We start from the raw sequence: 21,527 nt of genomic DNA on the forward strand, positions 1-21,527 counted from the left end.
ACGGCGAAAGTCAGGCGACCCGGCCCCCACCCCGCCCTACAGTGCCGCCCATGTCCCTGACCCGTGTGATCCTCACGTCCGGCCGCTCCCTCGACCTCGCCGAACTCCAGCTGACCTCGACGTACGGCGGCATGCTGGAGGGCTACCCCTGCAAGCTCGTCAACGACATGAGGATCCGCGGCCTCCTGAACACCGCCCGGCGGACCGATCCGAAGACCCCGGTCCACCTCGCCCCGCCACAGCTGGAGCGCCCCGACCAGCAGGCGGGACCCTTCGGCCCGGTCGAGATCCTGCCGCCCGTGGCCTGCGTCGGCCGCTTCCATTCGACGGCCCTCGACCCGGCCCACGACCCGGTCCTGCACCGCTCGTCCCTCACGGTCGTCTGGTTCCAGCCCACACCCCGGGTGCCGTCCGGCGAGGACGCGGAGGAGTCGTTGCGGGGGGTCGACTGGGATGGGCTGGCGCAGGACTACGAGTTGTAGGCGGGCGGGAGCCCTCTTGACCTGGAGCGCGCTCCAGATACCAGCATGAGCCGCATGACGACGACCAACGCTCCTCACATCGTCCTGGGCACCATGGACTTCGGCACCCGCGTCGACGCCGACCGGGCCTTCGCGATCCTCGACGCCTTCGTCGCCGGTGGCGGTGTCTGGCTGGACACCGCCAACTGCTACTCCTTCTGGAACGACCCCAGCGGGGTCGGCGGCGCGAGCGAGCGTGTGATCGGCGCGTGGCTGCGGGCCCGCCCGGGCGCGCGCGACGCGGTGCGGATCGCGACGAAGGTCCGGCAGAACCCGCTCGTCCCTCACTCCTGGCCGCAGAGCGCCGAAGGACTGTCCGCCCGGGCCGTCCACGCCGGTGTGGAGGAGAGCCTGGGACGGCTGGGCGTCGACCACGTCGACCTGTTGTGGGCGCACGCCGAGGACCGCGTCGTGCCGCTGGAGGAGACGGTCGGCGCGTTCGGCGAGCTCGTCGCCAAGGGGGTGGCCCTGCGGGTCGGGGCGGCGAACCACGCCGCCTGGCGGGTCGAACGCGCCCGGTCCCTGGCGCGGGAGCGGCGCGTGGAGCCGTACACGGCCCTGCAACTGCGCCACTCCCTCGCCCAGCCGCGCCCCCTCACCCCCCTCCCGGAGGCCGGCCACCGTCTGCTCACCGCCGAGGACCTGGACCTCGCGCGGTCCGAGGGGCTCGCCGTGTGGGCGTACAGCGCGCTGATCTGGGGTTCCTACGTACGTCCGGACAAGCCCCTGCCGTCGGCCTACGATCACCCTGGAACCGCCAGGGTGCTGGCCGTCCTGGACGAGGTCGCCGCGGAGCTCTCGGCCACGCGGAACCAGGTCGTCCTGGCGTGGCTGATGCGGCAGGGCATCGATCCGATCGTCGGCGTGAGCCGGGTGGAACAACTCGAGGAGGCGCTCGCGGCCCGCCCCGTACGCCTCACGGACGCGCACATGACCCGCTTCGAGGAAGCCCGGTGACCCCCTGCCCGAGGAGCCAGACCCCATGACCACCGTCAGCCCCGCGGCGGCCGCCGAACGCACCGGCGTCTCCCTCGACACCCTGCGGTACTACGCGCGCGAAGGCCTCATCGGACCGATCCGGCGCTCCGCCGGCGGGCACCGGGAGTACACCGAGGACGACCTGTTCTGGATCGGCCTGGTCACCTGCTTCCGCGACGCGGGCCTCGGCATCGCGGACCTGCGGGAGTTCGTCGCGATGCTCCGCGCCGACCATCCCCCGCACCACCGCGTCGCCTTCCTCCGCGACCGCCGCGCCGCCCTGGAACAACGCGCGGACGCCCTGCGCCGGGCCATCGGCGTCCTGGACGACAAGATCGCCTACTACAGCTGAGCACGGGCGGGGCCGCAGATGCGCACCCGTGCCACATACCTCAGACGATCCTCAGCTCTGTTGTTGATCGTCGCCCCGCTCATGACGCCGCTCAGGCGTCGCGGTCGGTCTCTCGACGATCCGGTCGCGGCCGCGACAGCCGTGCGGCCGGAGGCGAGGACCGGTCGTGTACTGCCGTTATCCAGCGGACGCGGCCGACGTCGGGGCTTCAGCTCTCAGGCGGGTCCGCTTCGCCATGTTCGGCGAAGATCTCGCGTGCCACGGCGTAACTTTCAAACGCGCGAGCCACACCCGCGTAGACGGCCATCTGGATGAAGGCTTCGACGATCTCCTCTTTGGTCACGCCGTTGTGCAGAGCGATACGCAGCTGGCCCCGGAGCGGCTCGAGGATGCCCAGGCTCGCCGTGATGGTGACCGAGATGAGGGCGCGGGTGCGGAGGTCGAGGTGCTCGCTGCGAGTCCATACGTCATTGAAGGCGTGTTCGGTCGCGATCCGTGTGAAGTCGTAGGCGTTGGCGGGTTCCGTCGGCCTTGGATCGACATACTGCGCCAGGCTGAAACCAAGGATCTTCTCGGCGTTGTTCAGAGCGCGCGTGTAGTCAGCGCTGTGTTCCGTCATGCCGCCATTCTGCGCACTGCCGCCTTAAGGCTGTTGGACCGTCACGACGCCCGAAGAGGGCCCCTTTTCGCCGACACCGGTGCCTGACATCAAAAGACCGGACAGCAACAGACACCGCCGAACCTCGACGGACAGCCAAGCGGGACTATGCGGACTCGACCTAGGCCCTCGCCCGCTGAACCGAGTAGCCCCAGCGTGTGAGCGACCGGACGACGGTCTCGGAGCCGATGGGGTTGGCGCTGTGTACGAAGACCATGCCGATCCGGAAGGGCCGCCCGTTGAAAGCGGCTTCCTCCATGAGGGTCACCACGGGCAAGATGCTGTCGTCGCCGCCGAGGTCGTGGTCGAGCCAGAGTTCGTCGATGAAGATGTCGCGGTGCTCTTGCAGGAGCTTGATACCTTCGCCGCTGCTGCGCGCGATGTGTGTGGTCCACGGCAGCGGCCGTAGGTCGTCTATACCGAGGATGACGGGCGCATGCACCGGCGGCTTTTCTGTCACCCGGCCATTATCGCGGCGGGTTACCGCAGCAGGCATTGTGCGCACCTGGGAATCGACGTGGAGCTGCACTCAGCACGACCGACACGTAACTGACGCAAGTCCCGAGCGACGCTGCTTCAGGGTTCGTACGGGCACGGGGATGCGTTGGCCGATGCGATCGGCTCGCTTCGGCTGCTCGGAGTGCCGGGGCGGCTGACCGCTGTGGATCCGTACGGGGATGCCCTGATGAACGAGCAGGAGGCTGTCCTTGCTCTCGGTGAGATCCCCGATCTACGGCAACGGTGCACCGATGAGCGTCAGCTCGCTGCCTTGGACGATCTTGCAAGGTTGCTGGAGCAGTGCGCCGGCACCCCAGGCAGCTATCTGTGGTTTCAGGGCCACTGAAGCCCGTGCCCCATCCGTGCCCGATCGACCGGGAACTCACGGGGAATCACGGTCATTGGCGGGCACCACGCAAGGTGAAGGCCCCCGACCGAAGTTCCTGGTCAAGGGCCGTTCATCTGCGGTGGGTGTGGGATTTGAACCCACGGTGACTCGCGCCACGACGGTTTTCTCAAGACCGATGAGCGATCGCGGGGCCCACAGCCTCTGACCTGCACGGCGGGCCCCCGCGAAACACTCGCTGGCCTTTCTGGCCCACACATGGCCCATGAGCCCCTCAAGAGTTACCCCTCCAGGGCTCTTGTGGCTAGCGGTCGTAGGTCGTCGCCTGGTTCGAATGCACGACGACCAACGCGTTGTCCGGGTGGGTACCTCCGCTGCTCCTCGACCGCTGCCGCGTGAGAGTCACTTCGCGTCCTGCCGAAGCCATTCCGTTGACCTCGACGTGCAGCCGCCGTTCACCCCTTACAGCCAGAGGGTCGAAGGAATCGACGCCAGTCACGACTTCAACGATTGAATGGACTTGCAGGTTTCCTATTCAAATTCTTGCCCAACTCGCAGCAGCTTTACGTCAATGCCATACTTGAGGTACGCATTGTCCAACTTGCCCAAACGGAAGAGTGGACACCATGTTCTTCTACTCGACCTCAGGTGCCGCCGCTTCTGGAAAACTGGATGCCAGCGGCAACTACATCAACCTCAGGGACTTTCCACAGGGGCAGTTCAGCAAGTGGACGCACATCGCGTCCCTTGACAGTGGCCAACTCTTCTTCTACAACAACGGCGAGCAAGGCACACAAGCTGCATCAGGCAGGCTCGATGCCGACGGCGAATACACCAACCTCGTGGATTTCCCGACCAACCAATTTGGTCACTGGTCCATCATAGTGCCCCTCGACGGCGCCCGACTCTTCTTCTACTCGGACACAGGTGCTGCCGCGATCGGAAAGCTCGATGAGGACGGCAACTACATCAACCTCAGGGACTTCCCGCAAGGGCAGTTCTCGTCGTGGACACACATCGTTCCCCTCGCTGGCGGCCGCCTGTTCTTCTACAACGGCAACTTTGGCGAGGAGCCAACCGGCACACAAGCTGCATCCGGTGAGATCGATCTCGCAGGCAACTACACGAACCTGAAAGACTTTCAAGCCGACCAGTTCGGGCGCTGGACCGACATAGCACCCGTCAACCGCACGCAACTTTTCTTCTACCACGTCAATGTGCACAAGGCCTCGTGCGGGAAGCTTGACGCGTCCGGCGACTACGTACACCAGCACGATACCGTGGTGCTTCCGGGCGGCGACTGGTGGAAGGTCGTGTCGGTTGGAAGCAGTCGACTCTTCCTCTATAACGGAGGAACCCCGACGCGAGCGGCATCGGGTGAAGTGAATTCCGCGGGCGAATACAAACAGCTGGTTAGTTTCCACCCCGACCAGTTCGGGCGCTGGGACATCATCGTCGCGTGAGGTTTCGGGGCGCAGCATCCGCAGCGGATTGCCCGCGCGACTCAGGTGACGCTTGATCGGATGCGCGTCGGACCTTAAGGGTCAGATGCTGAGCCTCTGTAGCAGGCATCATGAACCCGTGGTGATGAGCTGCACTCAGCACGGCCAACGCGTAACTGGCGCCGCGTTGGCCGGGATGGATCGCTCCGGCTGCCCGGAGTGCCCGGGAGACTGACCGCCGTGGATCCGTTCGCGGATGCTCTGATGAACGAGCAGGAGGCATGAGCCTCAGCTCGCGGCGTTGGACGGCCTTGCAGAGTTGCTGGAGCAGTGCGCCGGAACTCAAGGCAGCTATCTGTGGTTCCAGGGGGGACTGAAGCCTGTGTCCCCTCCGTGTCCGACAGGCCGGGAACTCACGGGAGATCACGGTCACGTACGAGCAGCGTGCACGGCGAAGGCCCCCGACCGATGTTCCTGGTCAGGGGCCTTCGATCCACGCGGTGGGTGTGGGATTTGAACCCACGGTGACATCGCTGCCACGACGGTTTTCAAGACCGTTCCCTTAGGCCGCTCGGGCAACCCACCCGTGCTCCGGCCCGCCCGGGGCGGAGCGGGTACAGCGTACCGGCCTGGTGCGGTGCGCGGGGTGTGTGGGGCCCGGGCGGGGGATCAGCTGTCGCCGGTGCGGGCGCCGAGGGTCAGGTCGACCGTGCGGGTGCGGCCGTCCCGTTCGTAGGTGATCGTCACCTTGTCGCCGGGCTTGTGGGTCCAGATCTCGCCGATCAGGGTGGGGCCGGAGTCGATCACCGTGGCGTCGAGCTTGGTGATGACGTCACCGGGCTTGAGGCCGGCCTTGGCGGCGGGACCGCCCGGCTCGACCGCGTCCGAGCCGCCGGCGCCCTGGTCGGTGATCTTGGCGCCGTCGCTGGTGTCCTCCAGGGAGACGGAGGCGCCGATCTTGGCGTACACGGGCTTGCCCGTCTTGATCAGCTGCTGGGCGACGTACTTGGCCTGGTTGATCGGGATGGCGAAGCCGAGGCCGATGGAGCCGGACTGGGCGGTGCCGCCCATGCCGTTGGCGGTGGACTGGATCGCCGAGTTGATGCCGATCACGTTGCCCCGCGCGTCCAGCAGCGGGCCGCCGGAGTTGCCCGGGTTGATCGACGCGTCGGTCTGCAGGGCGCTCATGTAGGAGGCGTTGCTGCCGGTGCCGTCGCTGGAGGCCACCGGGCGGTTCCTGGCGCTGATGATGCCGGTGGTGACCGTGTCCGACAGGCCGAAGGGCGCGCCGATGGCGATGGTCGCGTCGCCGACGGCCACCTTGTCGGAGTCGCCCAGGGTGAGCGGCTTGAGATCGGACGGGGCGCTCTTGAGCTTGATCACCGCGACGTCGTAGCCCTGCGCGTGGCCGACGACCTCGGCGTCGAACTTCTTGCCGCTCGGGAACGTCGCCGTGAGCTTGCCGCCGTCCACCGCGTCGGCCACGACGTGGTTGTTGGTGACGATGTGGCCCTCGGTGTCGAAGACGAACCCGGTGCCGGTGCCGCCCTCGCCGCTGCTGCTCTCGGCCTGGATCGTCACGGTGCTGGGCAGCGCCTTGGCGGCCACGCCCGCGACCGTGCCCGGGTCGCGCTTGACCGAGCCGCCGTCGGGGGCGGAGACGGTCGTGGAGGAGGTGTTGTCGTCGTTCTTGGCCAGGGTGTAGCCGAGGCCACCGCCCAGGCCGCCCGCGACCAGCGCGGCGATGAGGACGGCGGCGAGCATGCCGCCCTTGCCGCGGCCCGGCTTCGGCGCGGGCTGCTGGTATGTGGCACCCCAGCCACCGGCGCCCATGCCGCCGGCCCCTATGACGCCGCCCGCGCCGTCGCCGTACGGGGACGTGCCCGAGGGCGGCGGGGGCGGCCAGGCGGCGTCCGGGGCGGGCGAGGCGGGGGTGTGGAAGCCGTCGGCCCCGCCGTGTGCCTGGGCGCCGGCGGCGTACGGGCTGCCGGCCGCAACCGGCGGGAGCGGCGCCGTCGCGCCCTCGGGAGCGGGGTGCTCCGGGGAGGCCGGAGCAGCGGGAGCATCCACCGGTACGGGGGGTGCGGACGGGGCCGGGGGTACCGCGGCGCCCTCGTTCTCGGTGCTCACAGCTTCTCTCCTCGATCCACGGCAGGTGTCTTCGGTCGCACGCGGGCGCGCCCGTCACGCTTGATCCTCGGCGGTCGGTGCGCTCGGCTGTGCATGCCTATTTGTATGCGGTCAGCTTTTCCCAACGGCCGTCAGAGCACCATAAGCGGTGCCTGTGGGTCCACGGCCACTCTTTATATAGGTCATTTCTCACTAGACGGGCGCAATCCCAGCCTTGACGCGACCACCGCGGTCGCACGTGTACCCCCGCGCGGTGGCACCATGACGCGGTGACCCACGCACGGCAGCACCAGATCCAGGTCGTCGCCCACCGCGGAGCCTCCGAGGACGCCCCCGAACACACCCTGGCCGCGTACCGGAAGGCGATCGAGGACGGCGCCGACGCCCTCGAGTGCGACGTCCGCCTCACCGCAGACGGCCATCTCGTCTGCGTGCACGACCGCCGCGTCAACCGCACGTCGAACGGCCGCGGCGCGGTGTCCGCCCTGGAGCTCGCCGAGCTGGCCGCCCTGGACTTCGGCTCCCGCCGGAACCGCGACTCGTGGAAGAACCGCGCGGAGGAGCCGGACTGGGAGGTCCGGCCCGAGGACCCGGAGGACACCTCCGTCCTCACTCTGGAACGGCTGCTGGAGCTCGTCGCCGACGCGGGACGCCGGGTGGAGCTGGCGATCGAGACCAAGCACCCCACCCGCTGGGCGGGCCAGGTCGAGGAGCGCCTGCTGCACCTGCTGAAACGGTTCGGACTGGACGCGCCCGGCGCCCCGGCCGAGTCCCCGGTACGGGTCATGAGCTTCTCGGCACGCTCACTGCACCGGGTGCGCGCCGCGTCGCCGACCCTGCCGACCGTCTACCTGATGCAGTTCGTCTCGCCCCGGCTGCGGGATGGTCGGCTGCCCGCGGGCGTGCACATCGCCGGACCCTCGATCCGGATCGTGCGCAGCCACCCCGCGTACGTGCGGCGCCTGAAGGCGGCCGGCCACCAGGTGCACGTGTGGACCGTGAACGAGCCCCAGGACGTCGATCTGTGCGTCCAGCTGGGCGTCGACGGCATCATCACCAACCGCCCGCGCGCGGTGCTGGACCAGCTCGGACGCTGAGCCTCCCGCGGGGGCCGGCACAATCCCCGTACGACCTCTTGACCCGGTGGCCCCAGCGGCCTCATCCTCCACTCTCAGCCACACCGTCGGATTCCAGCCATCCCATGACAGGGAGTGCTCCGGCGCGTTCGCTGCGTGTTCGGTCGCGCGAATGCGTCACCGGACCTTGTTTGGCCGGTTTCCGGTCCAGGCCAAGAGGGCATCCACTCCGTGGCGTGGGGCGAAGGAGGTCTCGGGGGTGGCGTTGGTGGTGGCACAGGAGGTGCCCACGTCGTCGAGCATGGCCGTACCCCATGGTCCTGCGGGCGTGGGGAAGGCGAGGCACCGGATGCGGGCGCAGCTGCGCAGCGGCGGGGTCCCGGAATCGGTCATCGACGACGCCGTACTGATTCTGTCCGAGCTCTTGAGCAACGCGTGCAAACACGGCCGGCCGCTCGGCGACTCCCTGGCGGGGGACGGCGACGTCCGCGCGGCCTGGCGGGTGGACAGCGGCGGCAGGCTCACCGTGGAGGTGACGGACGGCGGCGGGCCCACCCGCCCCGCTCCGGCGACGCCCTCGGTCACCGCGCACGGCGGCCGCGGGCTGAACATCATCGGCGCCCTGTCCGACGACTGGGGCGTACGCGACGACGTCCACGGCGAGGTCACGGTCTGGGTGGTCGTCCACGACGACGTCCGAGCCGCGCACGCCGGGCACCGGCGCGACGACTTCGCTACGCGCGTCACCGCCCCGGCGGTCAGCGCCATCCCCGGCCTGGACTTCACGGGCGCCTTCGACGACCTGGACTGACGTCCCGTCGGCCCACGGCCGCGGACCGCCCCTCCTCCCGGCACGCCCGCGTCCTCCGTCCACAGGCTCCCGTCGACCATGGCGGAAACGGCTAGGCTCGCGCCCGTACCAGACGCCGTAACCGGGAGACACCCACGATGGCCAAGAAGCGACCCCAGACCAAGGCCAAGCGCCCGCAGATCGCCGACGGAGAGGTCCCGGTCGTCGGCGCACGCGAGCCCTGCCCCTGCGGGAGCGGCCGGCGCTACAAGGCCTGTCACGGCCGGGCCGCCGCGCAGGCGGTGACCGAGCTGGTGCAGCGCCCGTTCGAGGGGCTGCCGGGCGAGTGCGACTGGGTCGCCCTGCGCGAGCTGGTGCCCGCCGCCACGGCCGAGCTGCCCCTGAAGGGCGGCCTCCCCGAGGGCGTCCCGTCCGTCACCCTGGCCACCGTGCTCCCGATGGCCTGGCCGGCGCTGCGCCGCGACGACGGCTCGGTCCTCCTCGGCCTGCAGAACGACACGGCCTCCGGCGACATCAGCCGCGACCTCGCCGACACCCTCCAGCAGGCCCTCGCCGCCCAGCCGGGCACCCCGGTCCAGGGCCGCCGCGCCCCGGCCGACGGCCCGCGGCTGCAGGACCTGCTCGACCCCGAAGGCGCGTTCGAGCCAGTTGTGCACTCGGGCTTCGAGTTCTGGGTCCCCGACGCGGAGAACACCACCGCCGAGGTGACCGCCTCCCTGGAGCGCGCCAACGCCGCGGCCATCCCGACCGTGAAGCTGACCGGCGTGGACTCCGCCTACTGGTGCGAGACCCCGGAGAAGAACCACCTGCGCTGGGTCATGCCGCACCCCGAGGAGCAGCTTCTGGACGCGCTCGCGCGGCTGCACGCGGCGGGCGCGTCGAGCCTCGGCGAGGGCACCCGTCTGGTGGGCTCCTTCCGTGCTCACGGCCTGACCGTGCCCGTCTGGGACCTGCCGAGCGGTGTCGGCGCGGAGGACGTGGAGAAGCCGGCGGCCGAGTTCGCCGAGCGGCTGGCCGGCGCCCTGGCCACCGACGCTCCGCTGACACCGGACGAGCGGCGCGCGCGCGGCGGGCTCACCAACCGGCAGGTCACCCTCAGCTGACCAGGAGGGCGGGCCCGCCCCCGGCTGAACGGCGGTTCAGCGGGACGCGCCCGCCCGCGAGGGGTGAATCCGATCACAACTCCCCTGCGGGGCAAGGGAATCCGTGACTGGAAAGCCCGGATCGAATTTGCGAACCGCCGACTTCTTGTTACCGTTCCAGTAGCCCGGTTGCTGGTGCATCCCCCGTCGCCAGCAACCGGGTCTTTCCATGTGCGCGGCCCTTTACGGAATGCCGCCAGGTGTCAACCGCCCGTGGTCGACCCCGCCGACGCGGGCGCGGAGTTGCTGGCGGAACGCAGCAACAGCGCCCGGCGTCCGGCCCGTTCCGCGAACTCGGTGACCGCCGTGTAGCCGTCGGCTCCCGCGCGGGCGCGCTGCCGGGGCGTCTCGCAGGTCCCCGGCTCGTCCCCGGCGCCCACCGCACAGCGCATCCGGATCGTGCGCCCCTCGGGCCCCATCAGACTGAGCACGGAGTCCAGGGCACCGCCGGTGGCGTTGCGGTAGTAGGTGCGCGCCCAGGTCTCCTCGCCCTGCGTGAGGACACAGGTCTGCGCCTCGACGCCCTCGGGCGAGGTGAGTTCGGGTCCGCAGCGCACGGCCGTGGCGACGCCCAGGCCGAGCAGGCCGGACGGCTCGACCGACGGCGCCTTCGCGTCGGAGCGGGGGGACTGGTGTGCGGCACCGCCGCGCGAGGAGCGCGCCGGGGCGTCCTTCGCGGGCACGTCGGCCGTGGACCGGCCGGCCTCGACGACCTGGCCGGCGGCTGCCCAGGCCAGTGGCAGGGCGATCGCGGCCGCCGCGACGGACGCGAGGGCGATCAGACGGACTCTTCGCTGGTGGGGCCCGCGGCGATGCGACGACGGTGCCCTATTTCCCCTGGAATGACGCGGCATAGGGCGGAATCTAACGATCAGGTGCCCGTACACGGTCCGCGCGCGCCGGACAGCCCTACAACTCGGGCGCGCTCACACCCGTACGAGTGAGGGCCTCCACGACCGCGTCGACCACGGCCTCCACGTCGGGCACCCACGGCGAGGCGGAGCCGGGCAGTGGGGCGCGCTGCCAGGTGATCGGCCCCTGCCCCGTCTCGGAGGGCGGCAGGGCGAGATAGCCGCCCTCGCCGTGGAAGCGCAGCGAGCCGGGGACGAAGTCCTTGGCGTACAGCAGCTCGCCGAGCTGTTCCATCGAGTACGGCTTCACCAGAATCGACCAGCGGGCCGGCGAGGTGACGACCGGGCCGAGCCGCATGCCCGTCCGGTCGAGCGCGGCCAGGGCGTGGGCGGCCGGCAGGGCGGGCAGGCTGACCGCGCAGGGCGCGGTCCCGCCCGTGGCGAGGATGATCGGCGCCGTCGGCCGGTTGGCCCACCACCAGCGCACCATGCGCTCGTCGGTGGTGGCCGCGAGGAGGCCGGGGTCGAAGGGATGGGCTCCGGGGACCGTGCACTCGGGGTCGGGACAGCCGCAGCGGGCACGCCCCTGCGGGGGTGCCGTCACGCCCGGCAGCACGGGCCATCGCCATTGCGTCGCGAAGGTCAGGGCCGCGCTGATCAGCTCAGACTTCCCGTCGCCGCGCAGGAGCCTGCGTCGCCTTCCGAGGATCTCGCGCATGAGCGCTCGTTCCTTTCCGTTGCACCGCTGGCAACACCGAGGACCACATCACACCATGTGTCGATCACTTCACTGTGCGTACCTGTTGGCGCATCACATCCCTGCTCCGGGCAAGGGACACCCCTATGGGCCGAACGTGGACTGCATCCGTGGCGGCCGCGTCCATACTGCGTCTACCAGAAGCATGGGCATGGCGTGGGGTGGCGAAGTCTGGCGTTTTGCGTCGCGCGTATTTCTCTTCGCCTCCGCCACGGGAGGATGGGGCACGATCGTCGGTGGCTAGGACGCTCGGCTCCGTCACCAGGTTCCGGGTGGTCGTCAACCACCCCTGGTCTTCACCGATTACGTACCCATAACGACCGCTGTGACGCTCCGTGGAGTGAAACCAGTCGACCGCAATACCCCGTTCCCTGAGGCAGTTTCAAGCCAACTTCGCCTCGACGCAAGAGGTGTGCGCGGAATGCCCACGCTTCCCATGGACACCAGGAATCCCCGCAGGACAATGCTGGACATCCCCTCACGAGTGCGTGTACATGTGGAGACACTGCCGGCGGCGCAGAATGACATGGGGGTTTGCGATGCTTTTGAGCAGTACGCACCGGTCGGAAAGCCGGACGCCATGAACGCCCCTCACCCTCCGAAAGTGGCCGGAATCGATTCAACGGTTCCCTCACCCGCACACACTGTCCCGCCCACACCCGCAGCCACGGGCGCCCCGGCGGTCGCCTCACCGCACGCGCCGGGCACCCTGCTCCAGGACCGTCTCGCCGGCTGGGTGTCGGACCTGACCACCCTGCACGAACTCACCGAGCGCCTGGTCGGCACCGGCACGCTCGACGATGCCCTCCGGGAACTGCTGCGCGCCGGAGCCGCCCTCGTGGGCGCCCGGCGCGGTCTCGTCGTCCTGGAACCGGGTGACGGGCAGGGGCCGGACGCCACCATCGGCCTGGGCCTCGCCCGCGCCGACCTCGGGCACATCGAGACCGTGCCGCGCAGCGCGATGGCGTACGGGCGGATCCTCGACGGGCTGCCCGGCGGCGACGGCGAGATCACCGAGCCCGACCTGCTCGCCGGGGACGGACTGGACCCGCGCCACCGCGAGGTCGCCGCCCGCCTCGGCTACGCCGCCAGCTACGCCCTGCCGCTGTCCTCCGAGGACGCCGGGCGCCTCGGTGCCGCCGTCTGGCTGTACGACGAGCCCGCCGAACCGGCCGAGCGCCAGCGCCACCTCGTCGGCCTCTACACCCGGTCCGCGGCCGAGCACCTGGCCCGGCTCGTCGAGCTCGAACGCACCCGCGCCGCCATGCGGACCATGACCGAGGAACTGCTGCCCGCCCGGATGCCCCGGACGGCCGGCGTGCAACTCGCCGTGCGGCACGGCACCGGGCCGCGTGGCGGCGGCGACTGGTACGACGCGCTGCCGCTGCCGGACGCCGCGCTGGGCCTCGCGGTCGGCTCGGTGACCGGGTCGGGCCCGAGCGCCGTCGCCGCGATGGGCCGGCTCCGGGCCAGCCTGCGGGCGTACGCCGTCATGGAGGGCGAGGACCCGGTGGCGGTCCTGTCCGACCTGGAGCTCCTGCTGCGGCTCACCGAGCCGGCCCGGTCCGCGACCGCGCTGTTCGCCTACTGCGAGCCCGCCCTGCGCAAGATCACGCTGGCCGGCGCGGGCCACAGCCCCCCGCTGCTCATCGGGGAGCGGCGCACGGAGTTCGTGGAGACGTCCGTGTCCGCGCCGCTCGGGATGCTGGCCTGCTGGGAGGCGCCCAGCGTGGAGCTGACCGTGGAGGCCGGGGAGACGGTGCTGCTCTACACCGACGGGCTGCTGCACCGGACCGGCGACCCCACCGACCGCGCCTTCGCCCGGCTGCACTCGGCGGCCGCCAGGGTGCCCAGGGCGCTGCGGCAGGACCCGGAGGCGGTCGCCGACCACGTGCTGCGGACCGTCCTGCCCGAGGGGCTGGACCACACCGACAGCGACGAGGACGTCGTCCTGCTGGCCGCTCGCTTCGCGTGACGCCCCGCGGGCCCACGGTGACCGCCCCATAACAGGCGCGTGGCCTGCGCCATAGCAGCGGCGGACGGCTCGTCCCGCACTCTCCGGACCGGGCGGCCGCGACCGTACGATGGACGGGGTCGAATGCCGTATCGAGGAGGATGACCGTGGCCGACGAGCTCACCCCGGAGACCCCGGAAGAGACGGAAGAGCCGATCAAGCAGCGCAAGAACGGCCTGTACCCGGGCGTGTCCGACGAGCTCGCCGAGAACATGAAGTCCGGCTGGGCCGACACCGAGCTGCACGACCTCAAGCCGATCCCGCAGGCCGCCGAGACCGCCGCCCGCCGCGCGGCGCTGTCCGAGCGGTTCCCCGGCGAGCGCCTGGTGATCCCGGCGGGCAACCTGAAGACGCGCTCCAACGACACCGAGTACCCCTTCCGGGCCTCCGTCGAGTACGCGTACCTCACCGGCAACCAGACCGAGGACGGCGTGCTCGTCCTCGAGCCCGTCACCGGCGGCCACGAGGCCACGATCTACCTCCTGCCGCGCTCCGACCGCGAGAACGGCGAGTTCTGGCTCTCCGGCCAGGGCGAGCTGTGGGTCGGCCGGCGGCACTCCCTCACCGAGGCGGAGAAGCTGTACGGCATCCCCGCCTCCGACGTGCGCGAGCTGCCCGAGAAGCTGCGCGAGGCCACCGGCCCGGTCCGGGTCGTGCGCGGGTACGACGCCGGCATCGAGGCCGCGCTGACCGACAAGGTCACCGCCGAGCGGGACGCGGAGCTGCGGGTCTTCCTGTCCGAGGCGCGGCTGGTCAAGGACGACTTCGAGATCGGCGAGCTGCAGAAGGCCGTCGACTCCACCGTGCGCGGCTTCGAGGACGTCGTGAAGGTCCTCGACAAGGCCGAGGCGACCTCCGAGCGCTACATCGAGGGAACGTTCTTCCTCCGCGCGCGCGTCGAGGGCAACGACGTCGGCTACGGCTCCATCTGCGCCGCCGGCCCGCACGCCTGCACGCTGCACTGGGTGCGCAACGACGGACCCGTGCGCTCCGGCGACCTGCTGCTGCTGGACGCGGGTGTCGAGACGCACACGTACTACACCGCCGACGTCACGCGGACGCTGCCCGTCGACGGCACGTACACCGAGATCCAGAAGAAGATCTACGACGCCGTGTACGACGCCCAGGAAGCCGGTATCGCGGCCGTGAAGCCGGGCGCGAAGTACCGCGACTTCCACGACGCCGCACAGCGGGTGCTGACCGAGCGGCTGGTCGAGTGGGGGCTCGTCGAGGGCCCGGTCGAGCGGGTGCTGGAGCTCGGGCTGCAGCGCCGCTGGACGCTGCACGGCACCGGGCACATGCTCGGCATGGACGTGCACGACTGCGCCGCCGCGCGCGTGGAGTCGTACGTGGACGGCACGCTGGAGCCCGGCATGGTCCTGACCGTCGAGCCGGGCCTGTACTTCCAGGCCGACGACCTGACCGTGCCGGAGGAGTACCGCGGGATCGGCGTGCGGATCGAGGACGACATCCTCGTCACCGCCGACGGCAACCGGAACCTGAGCGCCGGGCTGCCGCGGCGGTCGGACGAGGTCGAGAGCTGGATGGCCGCGCTGAAGGGCTGAGGTCCGGAGGCGGACGGACACAGGACGGCCGGGTGCCCCACGGGGTGCCCGGCCGTCGTCGCTGGTGGGGGTGGGGGTTGGACCTGCATCTCGCGGTCGCCGCGGGCGAGGGGCGCCGGGCGGGGCTGGAGCGTGCCCTGCGGAGCGCCGTGCGGGACGGGCGGCTCGCGCCCGGGGAGCGGCTGCCCGCCACCCGGCAGCTCGCCGGGGAGCTCGGTGTCTCGCGGAACACCGTGAAGGCCGCCTACGACCAGCTCGTGGCCGAGGGATATCTGACCGCCCGCCAGGGCTCGGGTACGCGGGTCGCCGCGCTGCCACCCGTCGAGGCGGGGCCTGCCGGGGCCCATGCGCCGGCGCCCGCGCCGCGGTTCGACCTGCGGCCGGGCAGCCCGGACGTCGGGGCGTTCCCGGCGGCGGCCTGGCTGCGTGCGCTGCGCTCGGCGGTCACGAGGGCGCCTTCCCTCGCCTACGACTACGGCGACCCGCGGGGGCGGATCGAGCTGCGGACCGCGCTGTCGGGCTATCTGGGCCGGGCCCGCGGTGTGGTCGCTCCCCCGGAGTGCATCGTGATCACCTCCGGGTACGTGCAGGGGCTGGCGCTGCTCACCCGGGTGCTCGACGGCGGCCCGCTCGCCCTGGAGGACCCCGGGCTGCCGTTCCACCGGGAGGTCGTACGGCGGCACGGGGGTGCCGTGGTGCCGCTGGAGGTCGACGGGCGCGGGGCGCGCGTGCCCGGGGAGTGCGCGGCCGTCGTCCTGACGCCCGCGCACCAGTACCCGACCGGGGTGACGCTCCACCCGGAGCGGCGGCGGGCGCTCACCGAGTGGGCCCGCACGCGGGGCGCTCTGATCGTGGAGGACGACTACGACGGGGAGTTCCGCTACGACCGGCAGCCGGTCGGCGCCCTCCAGGGCATGGCGCCGGGCCAGGTGGCGTATCTGGGGACCGCCTCGAAGACGCTCGGGCCCGCGCTGCGGCTCGGCTGGATGGTGCTGCCGCCGCACCTCGTGGACGCGGTGGCCGACGCCAAGCTGCACAGCGACCACCACACCGAGTCCCTCGGGCAGTTGGCGCTCGCCGAGCTGATCGACAGCCACGCCTACGACCGGCACGTACGGTCCTGCCGACTGCGTTACCGGCGGCGCCGGGACCAGCTCCTGGACCGGCTGGGGGCGCGCACCCGGGTGCGGGGGATCGCGGCCGGGCTGCACGCCCTCGTGGAGGTCGACGACGAGGAGCGCGTGCTGGCGCGGGCGCGGGCGCACGGACTCGCGGTGGGACGGCTGGGCGACCACTGGCACACACCGGACGCGGGCAGGCCGCAGGGGCTGGTCGTGGGGTACGGCACACCTCGGGAGGGGGCTTACCGGGGAGCGCTGGAGGTGCTGGCGCGGGTTCTGGACGAGGCCGGATTGGGCCCCTGAGAAGCCCTTGGAATGGGCCTCTTCCCGGGCCCACTCCCTCTCTACGGTCGTGTCATGACCACCCGTCTTCTCCCGCCCGCCGGTCCCCGGCGCGTCCTCGCCCTGGCCCAGTTGAGCAACTCGGTCGGCGACGGCGCCTATTACACGACGTCCGCGCTGTACTTCACCCAGATCGTGGGGCTCGGCCCCGCGCGCGTGGGCCTCGGGCTGACCGTCGGCTGGGCGGTCGGCTCGCTGGCCGGGGTGCCGCTCGGCCGGCTCGCCGACCGGCGCGGACCGCGCGGGACGGCGGTGCTGCTGGCCCTGGCGACGGGGACGGCCGTGGCGTCCTTCACGATCGTGCGCGGCTTCCTGCCGTTCGTCCTGGTCGCCTGCGCGTACGCCGCCGCGCAGTCCGGCCTCGCGGCGGCCCGCCAGGCGCTGCTCGCGGGGCTGGTGTCCGCCGGGGAGCGCACGGGGCTGCTGGCCCATCTGCAGTCGACGCTCAACGCCGGTCTGGCCGTGGGGGCCGGGCTCGGCGGGCTCGCGCTGCACGCCGGGACGCGGACGGCGTACCTGGCGGTGTTCACGCTGGACGGGCTGAGCTTCCTGCTGTGCGCGGGGCTGCTGCTGCGCCTGCCCGCCGTACGGGCCGGGTCCGGCCGGCGTCCCGGAGGGCTCGGGGTGCTGCGCGACCGGCCGTACGCGGTGCTCGCGCTGCTCAACACCGTGCTGCTGTTGCGGCTTCCGCTGCTCAGTCTCGTCCTGCCGCTGTGGATCACGCGGCGGACCGACGCCCCCGCCTGGATGGTCTCGGCGCTGTTCGTGCTCAACACCGGTGCCGTGATGGCGCTTCAGGTGCGGGTGGCGCGCGGGGTCACGGGACCGGCCACGGCGACGCGGGCGATCCGGCGGGCCGGCTGGGTGATGCTCGCCGCGTGCGGGGCGTTCGCCCTGAGCGCGGGGGCCCCGCTGTGGATCGGCGCCGGCGTACTGGTGCTGGGGGCGGTGCTCCAGGTGATCGCCGAGATGGGGCAGTCGGCGGGGTCGTGGCAACTGTCGTTCGACCTGGCCCCGCAGGGACGCACCGGCGAGTACCAGGGCCTGTTCGGGACCGGCGTCACCGTCGCCCGGACCCTCGGCCCGCTCCTGCTGACGTCGCTGCTCGTGGACTGGGGGACCCCGGGCTGGCTGACGCTGGGCGCGGTGATGCTGGCCGCGTCGTACGCGATGGGTCCGGCGACACGGCACGCCCTCGGCCGGCGCGAGCCCGGGCGGGCGGGGGAGCCGGCGGTCGTGCCGGTGGCGTGACGGGGTGGCTCAGACAGGCATCAGGGCCGGGTCCTTCTTCCACTTGAGGATCTTCTCGAAGCTGACCACGGCCCCGCCGCGGCCCGGCTGGCTGCCGAACTGGACGTGGTCCGCGAGCTGCTCGATGAGGCACAGCCCCCGGCCGTGCTCGGCGTCCGAGGCGACCGGGCGGGCGACCCGGCGCGGCGGGGTGAAGCCCGGGCCGGAGTCGGCGACCTCGATGTGGCACCGCTCTCCGTCGAGGTAGGCCGTGACGCGGTACGCCTGGGGCGCGCCGTCCGGGGCGGTGGCGCCGCCGTGCTCGACGGCGTTGGCGCAGGCCTCGCTGAGGGCGACGGAGAGGTCGTAGGAGACGTCGGAGTCCACCCCCGCGGTCTCCATGGTGCCCATGAGCAGGCGCCGGGCGAGTGGCACGCTCGCGGCGTCGCGCCGCAGATGGAGTGACCACCAGATGCTCATGCTCCAGCCTCCTGGCTGCGGCTCGACATACCGATACGTATTGCCGCGTGTGACCGCCCGTAAGCACATCCGTGACGTGATGCCGCCCATATGGTCGATGCGTCTATGCGTGAATCGGTGTATGTGGTGGCGGGCCACACCAGAACGTGAGCTTTCGGCCGTATGTCATCTTGCGGACCTGCCGTATGGCGGCCGTTGGGCCAGTGGGATGATGAGCCCGCCATGTCTGCCCCCCACCCGCGCACAGGGCGCGCCGGAAGCGATCTCCGGGTACTGCGGGCCGCGGTCTTCGCCGCGGTCTGCGTCGTGCTGGCCGGGGTCGGGCACGCGCTCGGCTCGTGCGCCGCGATCCCGCTGTGGACGCTGGGCGCCGGGTTCCTCGGGGTCGTCCTCGTCACGGTGCCGCTCACCGGCCGGGTGCGCTCGCTGCCCGCCACGGCCGCGCTGCTCGCCGGCGGACAGACCGTCCTGCACACGCTGTTCGGGCTCGGACAGCACGGCACGGTGACGGCCGGGGCGTCCTCCGCGGCCTCCGGTTCCGGACCGGTGTCCGACGCGGCGCTCGTCCAGCAGGCGGCGCGGCTCGTGTGCGGCACCGCCGCCGCGGCGATCAGTCCCGTCCAGGCCGAGCGGATCCTCACCCACGCCCGGATCGGCCCGGGCGCCGGGGCGCGGGCCGCGCACGTCCACGCGGACTCCATGGCGTCGGCCGTGGACGCGACGTCCTTCTCGCTGCTGCCGTCCCTGCCGATGCTGCTCGGCCACCTGCTCGCGGCGCTCGTGGCGGGATGGCTGCTGCGGCGCGGGGACCTGGCAGTGCTGCGGATCGCCGAGATGTCCGCGCTGTCGGCGCACGCGGTTGCCGAAGGCGCCGTCGTACGTTCCCTGCGCGGGGCGCTCGCGCTGGTGCGCGCCTTGCGGGCCGGGCTGCCGGGAGCGCCCGTGGCGGGCCCGCGCCCTCCGCGGGCCGAGGGACACGCTCTGCCCGCCCCGCGCACCGTCGTGCTCCAGCACACCGTGATCAGGCGCGGCCCGCCGGCCACCGCCGCGCTCTGCCTCGCCGCCTGACACGACGCGACCACCACTCCACCCACGGGTGCGAAGAGGCCGCCGTCGTGCGGCACGCGCGCGTGCGCCCGTTCCCCGGCCGCGGGGCGGTCCGGCACGCCGGTCCCGGTGACCGGTTTCCCGCCGATCCCCCCGTGATCAGGCACCTCCGCGCACGCGTAATCCTCTTCACCACCGGAAATCCCGTATCTCACTCACAGTGGAGTGCTCCGAATGAAGGCCTCTCGTCTCGCCGCCGCCGGCACCCTCGCCGGCACCGCCGTGCTCGCCCTGTCCGCGCCCGCGTTCGCCCATGTCAGCGTGCAGCCGGAGGGCGAGGCCGCCAAGGGCGGTTACGCGGTCGTCGACTTCAAGGTGCCCAACGAGCGCGACAACGCCTCGACCACCAAGCTCGAGGTCACCTTCCCGACCGACCACCCGCTGGCGTCCGTGATGCCGCAGCCCGTCCCCGGCTGGAAGGCCGAGGTCACCAAGTCCACGCTGGACAAGCCGCTGGAGCTGCACGGCCGGAAGATCACCGAGGCGGTCAGCAAGGTCACCTGGACCGCGGACGGCAAGGGCGTCGAGCCCGGCTTCTTCCAGAAGTTCCCCCTGTCCGTCGGCACCCTCCCCGAGGACACCGACCAGCTCGTCTTCAAGGCGGTGCAGACGTACTCCGACAAGGAGGTCGTCCGCTGGATCGAGGTGCCGCAGGAGGGCCAGGAGGAACCCGAGAACCCGGCGCCCGTGCTCCAGCTGTCCGCCGCCGAGGAGGGCGGCCACCACGGCTCGGCCTCCGGCGGCAAGAGCGCCCACGACGCCGAGGCCGCCTCCGCCAGGACGTCCGCCGCCGAGCCCGCCGACAGCAGCGACACCACCGCCCGCGTCCTGGCCGTGGTCGGCATCGCCGTCGGCGCGCTGGGCGTGGCCTACGGCGTGCTCGCCGGCCGGCGGCGCACCACCGCCTGACCCACCCCGAACCCATACCTCGGGTCGTCCCCGGGTCCCCGTCCGGCACACGCCGGCCGGGGCCCGGGGGCGTCCCCCGGGAGACTGCACATGCGTAAGAAGACCTTCGCGGCGGCGGCCCTGCTCGCCGCCGCCACCCTGACCCTGACCGCCTGCGGCGGCGGTGACGACGACGCCTCGCCGGTGACCGTGGTCTCCGAGGAGGCGGGCTCCGACAAGGCCGCCATCGTCCTCGACAAGCCGTTCGAGAAGCCGGACCTGGTCCTCACCGACACCCACGGCGAGAAATACGACCTGCGCAAGGAGACGGCGGGCAGGCCGACGCTGATCTACTTCGGCTACACCAACTGCCCCGACGTCTGCCCGACCACCATGAGCAACATCGCCGTGGCCAAGAAGCAGCTGCCCAAGGCCCAGCAGGACGAACTGCGCGTCGTCTTCGTCACGACCGACCCCGAGCGGGACACCGCCGCCGCGCTCGGCACCTGGCTCAAGGGCATCGACCCGCAGGTCGTCGGCCTGACCGGTGACTTCGACACCATCCAGGCCGGCGCCCGCACCCTCGGCATCTCCATCGAGGCGCCGCACAAGGACAAGAACGGCAAGGTCGTCTCCACCCACGGCACCCAGGTCGTCGCGTTCTCCCCGAAGACCGACGCCGGGTACGTCCTCTACACCGAGGACGCCTCGGTGGACGACTACACCAAGGACCTCCCCGTGCTCATCAAGGGGGCCCGGCCGTGAGCCGTCGCGTCGCACCCGTCGCGATCCTGGCCGGGGCGATGCTCCTCGCGGGCTGCGGCTCCGGGGACTCGGCGGCCGACCTGTCCGTCAGCGGCGCCTACATGCCGCAGCCGGTGTCCGGCTCGATGGCGGCCGGCTTCCTGACGGTGACCAACTCGGGCGGTACGGAGGACGAGCTGACGTCCGTGACCAGCGACATCGGCGAGGTGACCGCCCACGTGACGGTCGACTCCGCGATGCGTCAGGCCAAGGACCTCACGGTCCCCGCGCACGGGACCCTCGTGTTCCGCAGCGGCGGCAACCATCTGATGTTCGAAAAGCTGAAGCGGAAGCCCCAGCAGGGCGAGAAGGTGACCGTGGAGCTCCACTTCGCGGACTCGGGCACCGTCACGGTCGGGATTCCGGTGAAGTCCGCGACGTACAACCCGAAGACCGGACACTGAGGGAGAGATC

General features: G+C 71.5%; 23 protein-coding genes and 1 tRNA gene. 17 read left to right on the plus strand and 7 right to left on the minus strand.

Annotation, left to right across the window (positions count from 1 at the left end; all coding sequences use genetic code 11):
- Window positions 1-50: 50 nt before the first annotated feature.
- Genes ACFRAC_RS07845 through ACFRAC_RS07855 form a run of 3 tightly spaced genes read left to right on the plus strand, consistent with a single transcriptional unit; the run spans window position 51 to window position 1,851 of the window.
- The gene (locus ACFRAC_RS07845; RefSeq protein WP_382922232.1) at window positions 51-482 is read left to right on the plus strand and encodes a hypothetical protein; all 432 of its coding nucleotides are present in this window, start codon (window positions 51-53) and stop codon (window positions 480-482) included.
- Window positions 483-536: 54 nt separating this feature from the next.
- Entirely contained in the window at window positions 537-1,478 is a 942-nt protein-coding gene (locus tag ACFRAC_RS07850; protein ID WP_382922234.1) for an aldo/keto reductase, read from the plus strand.
- A gap of 25 nt (window positions 1,479-1,503) precedes the next feature.
- Complete coding sequence (locus tag ACFRAC_RS07855) at window positions 1,504-1,851, plus strand: MerR family transcriptional regulator (protein WP_382922236.1); 348 nt, start codon at window positions 1,504-1,506, stop codon at window positions 1,849-1,851.
- 208 nt (window positions 1,852-2,059) lie between these two features.
- On the opposite strand, the gene ACFRAC_RS07860 is transcribed toward ACFRAC_RS07855, so the two are convergent.
- Window positions 2,060-2,470, minus strand: a complete 411-nt coding sequence (locus ACFRAC_RS07860; RefSeq protein WP_382922238.1) for a carboxymuconolactone decarboxylase family protein — start codon at window positions 2,468-2,470, stop codon at window positions 2,060-2,062.
- Window positions 2,471-2,630: 160 nt separating this feature from the next.
- Window positions 2,631-2,969: a cyclic-phosphate processing receiver domain-containing protein gene (locus tag ACFRAC_RS07865; protein WP_382922240.1), complete on the minus strand. Its 339-nt coding sequence runs from the start codon at window positions 2,967-2,969 to the stop codon at window positions 2,631-2,633.
- Window positions 2,970-3,113: 144 nt separating this feature from the next.
- On the opposite strand from ACFRAC_RS07865, the gene ACFRAC_RS07870 reads away from it, so the two are divergent.
- From ACFRAC_RS07870 to ACFRAC_RS07880, 3 genes are all read left to right on the plus strand, one after another.
- Window positions 3,114-3,353, plus strand: coding sequence for a hypothetical protein (locus tag ACFRAC_RS07870; RefSeq protein ID WP_382922242.1), 240 nt, complete (start codon window positions 3,114-3,116; stop codon window positions 3,351-3,353).
- A gap of 626 nt (window positions 3,354-3,979) precedes the next feature.
- Window positions 3,980-4,816: a hypothetical protein gene (locus tag ACFRAC_RS07875; RefSeq protein ID WP_382922244.1), complete on the plus strand. Its 837-nt coding sequence runs from the start codon at window positions 3,980-3,982 to the stop codon at window positions 4,814-4,816.
- A 124-nt stretch (window positions 4,817-4,940) separates the two neighbouring features.
- Window positions 4,941-5,030: a hypothetical protein gene (locus ACFRAC_RS07880; RefSeq protein WP_382922696.1), complete on the plus strand. Its 90-nt coding sequence runs from the start codon at window positions 4,941-4,943 to the stop codon at window positions 5,028-5,030.
- Between the two features lie 263 nt (window positions 5,031-5,293).
- Here the strand turns inward: ACFRAC_RS07880 and ACFRAC_RS07885 are convergent.
- Together ACFRAC_RS07885 and ACFRAC_RS07890 are read right to left on the minus strand one after the other, a co-directional pair.
- Window positions 5,294-5,380: transfer RNA gene (locus ACFRAC_RS07885), tRNA-Ser, on the minus strand.
- Window positions 5,381-5,464: 84 nt separating this feature from the next.
- On the minus strand, window positions 5,465-6,925 hold the full coding sequence (locus tag ACFRAC_RS07890) for a S1C family serine protease (RefSeq protein WP_382922246.1): 1,461 nt from the start codon (window positions 6,923-6,925) through the stop codon (window positions 5,465-5,467).
- A gap of 269 nt (window positions 6,926-7,194) precedes the next feature.
- Between ACFRAC_RS07890 and ACFRAC_RS07895 the strand changes: the two genes are divergently transcribed.
- From ACFRAC_RS07895 to ACFRAC_RS07905, 3 genes are all read left to right on the plus strand, one after another.
- Window positions 7,195-8,022 carry a glycerophosphodiester phosphodiesterase gene (locus ACFRAC_RS07895; RefSeq protein ID WP_382922248.1) on the plus strand — a complete coding sequence of 276 codons (828 nt, stop codon included), beginning with the start codon at window positions 7,195-7,197 and terminating at the stop codon, window positions 8,020-8,022.
- Between the two features lie 151 nt (window positions 8,023-8,173).
- Entirely contained in the window at window positions 8,174-8,812 is a 639-nt protein-coding gene (locus ACFRAC_RS07900; protein ID WP_382922250.1) for an ATP-binding protein, read from the plus strand.
- Between the two features lie 137 nt (window positions 8,813-8,949).
- Window positions 8,950-9,915, plus strand: coding sequence for a DUF5926 family protein (locus ACFRAC_RS07905; RefSeq protein ID WP_382922252.1), 966 nt, complete (start codon window positions 8,950-8,952; stop codon window positions 9,913-9,915).
- A 242-nt stretch (window positions 9,916-10,157) separates the two neighbouring features.
- On the opposite strand, the gene ACFRAC_RS07910 is transcribed toward ACFRAC_RS07905, so the two are convergent.
- Window positions 10,158-10,808, minus strand: coding sequence for a hypothetical protein (locus tag ACFRAC_RS07910; protein ID WP_382922254.1), 651 nt, complete (start codon window positions 10,806-10,808; stop codon window positions 10,158-10,160).
- A gap of 55 nt (window positions 10,809-10,863) precedes the next feature.
- Window positions 10,864-11,523: a bifunctional DNA primase/polymerase gene (locus ACFRAC_RS07915; RefSeq protein WP_382922256.1), complete on the minus strand. Its 660-nt coding sequence runs from the start codon at window positions 11,521-11,523 to the stop codon at window positions 10,864-10,866.
- A 502-nt stretch (window positions 11,524-12,025) separates the two neighbouring features.
- On the opposite strand from ACFRAC_RS07915, the gene ACFRAC_RS07920 reads away from it, so the two are divergent.
- The 4 genes from ACFRAC_RS07920 (at window position 12,026) to ACFRAC_RS07935 (ending at window position 17,855) form a co-directional block, all read left to right on the plus strand.
- On the plus strand, window positions 12,026-13,537 hold the full coding sequence (locus ACFRAC_RS07920; RefSeq protein ID WP_382922698.1) for a PP2C family protein-serine/threonine phosphatase: 1,512 nt from the start codon (window positions 12,026-12,028) through the stop codon (window positions 13,535-13,537).
- A 146-nt stretch (window positions 13,538-13,683) separates the two neighbouring features.
- Window positions 13,684-15,141: an aminopeptidase P family protein gene (locus ACFRAC_RS07925; RefSeq protein WP_382922258.1), complete on the plus strand. Its 1,458-nt coding sequence runs from the start codon at window positions 13,684-13,686 to the stop codon at window positions 15,139-15,141.
- 77 nt (window positions 15,142-15,218) lie between these two features.
- The gene (locus tag ACFRAC_RS07930) at window positions 15,219-16,565 is read left to right on the plus strand and encodes a PLP-dependent aminotransferase family protein (protein WP_382922260.1); all 1,347 of its coding nucleotides are present in this window, start codon (window positions 15,219-15,221) and stop codon (window positions 16,563-16,565) included.
- A gap of 54 nt (window positions 16,566-16,619) precedes the next feature.
- On the plus strand, window positions 16,620-17,855 hold the full coding sequence (locus ACFRAC_RS07935; RefSeq protein ID WP_382922262.1) for an MFS transporter: 1,236 nt from the start codon (window positions 16,620-16,622) through the stop codon (window positions 17,853-17,855).
- A 9-nt stretch (window positions 17,856-17,864) separates the two neighbouring features.
- Here the strand turns inward: ACFRAC_RS07935 and ACFRAC_RS07940 are convergent, their stop codons facing one another.
- Window positions 17,865-18,314, minus strand: coding sequence for an ATP-binding protein (locus ACFRAC_RS07940; protein WP_382922264.1), 450 nt, complete (start codon window positions 18,312-18,314; stop codon window positions 17,865-17,867).
- A 222-nt stretch (window positions 18,315-18,536) separates the two neighbouring features.
- Here ACFRAC_RS07940 and ACFRAC_RS07945 point away from each other — a divergent pair, with 222 nt between their 5' ends.
- From ACFRAC_RS07945 to ACFRAC_RS07960, 4 genes are all read left to right on the plus strand, one after another.
- Window positions 18,537-19,382: a hypothetical protein gene (locus tag ACFRAC_RS07945; RefSeq protein ID WP_382922266.1), complete on the plus strand. Its 846-nt coding sequence runs from the start codon at window positions 18,537-18,539 to the stop codon at window positions 19,380-19,382.
- Between the two features lie 213 nt (window positions 19,383-19,595).
- Window positions 19,596-20,330, plus strand: a complete 735-nt coding sequence (locus ACFRAC_RS07950) for a YcnI family protein (protein ID WP_382922268.1) — start codon at window positions 19,596-19,598, stop codon at window positions 20,328-20,330.
- A gap of 90 nt (window positions 20,331-20,420) precedes the next feature.
- Window positions 20,421-21,074 carry an SCO family protein gene (locus tag ACFRAC_RS07955; protein WP_382922270.1) on the plus strand — a complete coding sequence of 218 codons (654 nt, stop codon included), beginning with the start codon at window positions 20,421-20,423 and terminating at the stop codon, window positions 21,072-21,074.
- Window positions 21,071-21,517, plus strand: a complete 447-nt coding sequence (locus tag ACFRAC_RS07960; protein WP_382922272.1) for a copper chaperone PCu(A)C — start codon at window positions 21,071-21,073, stop codon at window positions 21,515-21,517. Before ACFRAC_RS07955 ends, ACFRAC_RS07960 begins: the two co-directional genes overlap by 4 nt.
- The last annotated feature ends 10 nt before the right edge of the window (window positions 21,518-21,527 follow it).

The sequence above is a fragment of the Streptomyces sp. NPDC056628 genome, from assembly GCF_042792555.1.
In the GTDB taxonomy this organism is placed as follows: Bacteria; Actinomycetota; Actinomycetes; order Streptomycetales; family Streptomycetaceae; genus Streptomyces.